At 64.6% G+C, this 1399-nt stretch carries 1 protein-coding gene; it reads right to left on the bottom strand.

From position 1 onward, the window contains the following. Positions 1-122 precede the first annotated feature (122 nt). Positions 123-1397 carry a glutamate-5-semialdehyde dehydrogenase gene (locus AB5758_RS05030; protein WP_368155419.1) on the bottom strand — a complete coding sequence of 425 codons (1275 nt, stop codon included), beginning with the start codon at positions 1395-1397 and terminating at the stop codon, positions 123-125. Between the last annotated feature and the right edge of the window lie 2 nt (positions 1398-1399).

Genomic DNA, 1399 nt, shown 5'->3' with positions numbered 1-1399 from the left:
GGACCCGTACCCGTTCTGGCTTGATTAATGGATAGAAACGGATGTTCTATCGGGACACACATTTTGTCCTATAAGCCCAAAGGGGACAGGCACCTTTGTGGTGGTTTTTGTTTGCGCGGGCGTTAGGGACGGACCTGGCCGGTGCCGCGGAGCTTGTATTTGTAGGTGGTGAGGGCCTCGGCGGCAAAGGGGCCACGGGCGTGGAGTTTTTGGGTCGAGATGCCGATCTCGGCACCCAGGCCAAACTCGCCGCCGTCAGTGAAGCGAGTGCTGGCGTTGGAGTACACGGCCGAGGCATCGACAGCATCGAGGAAGCGCTCGCAAGCATCCGTATCCTCGGCAACGATGGCCTCGGAGTGCATCGTGCCGTAGCGGTTGATGTGTGCGATGGCCTCGTCCTCGTTTGCCACGACCTTCACGCTCATCTCGAGCGCCAGGTACTCGCGACCCCAGTCCTCCTCAGTCGCGGCGACGTAGTCATCGCCCTCCACAAGCCCGGCATCGGCGCATGCGGCGCAGGTTGCCTCGTCGCCGTGAATCAGCACGCCGTGGTCATGCAGCACGGTCACGACCGCGGGCAAAAACGCATCGGCCACAGCACGGTCGACCAGCAGCGACTCGGCGGCATTGCACACGCCTACGCGCTGGGTCTTGGCATTAACGATAATGTTGAGCGCCTTATCAAAGTCGGCGGATTCATGCACGTAGATGTGGCAGTTGCCCGTGCCCGTCTCGATCACCGGCACAAGCGACTCGCGCACGCAGCGCTGGATCAGGCCTGCACCTCCGCGCGGAATGAGTACGTCGACAATACCGCGGAGCTTCATGAGCTCGCCAGTGGCCTCGCGGTCGGTGGACTCGATCATCGACACGGCCTCGCGCGGGAAGCCCTTGGCCTCGAGCGCATCGGCCAGCAGCTCGGCGATCATGGCACACGAGTGATAGGCCAGCGAGCCGCCGCGTAGAATGCAGGCGTTGCCGGTACGGATGCAGATGCCTGCGGCGTCGGCCGTCACGTTGGGGCGCGCCTCGTAGACCATGGCGACTAGGCCCAACGGCACGCTCACGCGGGTCAGGTCCACACCGCTCGCAAGCACGCGGTGGTCGAGCACGCGGCCGACGGGATCGGGCAGCTCGGCGAGCTTCTCCAAACCGGCGGCCATGCCCTCGACGCGCTCAGGCGTCAGCAGCAGACGGTCGAGCAGACCGGCCGAAGTGCCCGCATCGCGCGCGGCGGACATATCGAGCTCGTTGGCGGCGACGATGGAGTCGACACCGTTGCGCAGTGCTGCGGCCATGGCGCGCACGGCCTCCTGGCGCTGCTCATCGCTCGCCGTGGCAAGCGAGACCGACGCTGCCTTGGCGGCAACGGCAAGATCGTGGACATACGTGGCTATAT

This window comes from Collinsella aerofaciens, from assembly GCF_040926405.1.
Lineage (GTDB): Bacteria > Actinomycetota > Coriobacteriia > Coriobacteriales > Coriobacteriaceae > Collinsella.
Note: the sequence above shows the minus strand (reverse complement) of the source record. Positions and strands in the feature narration are given on the sequence as shown.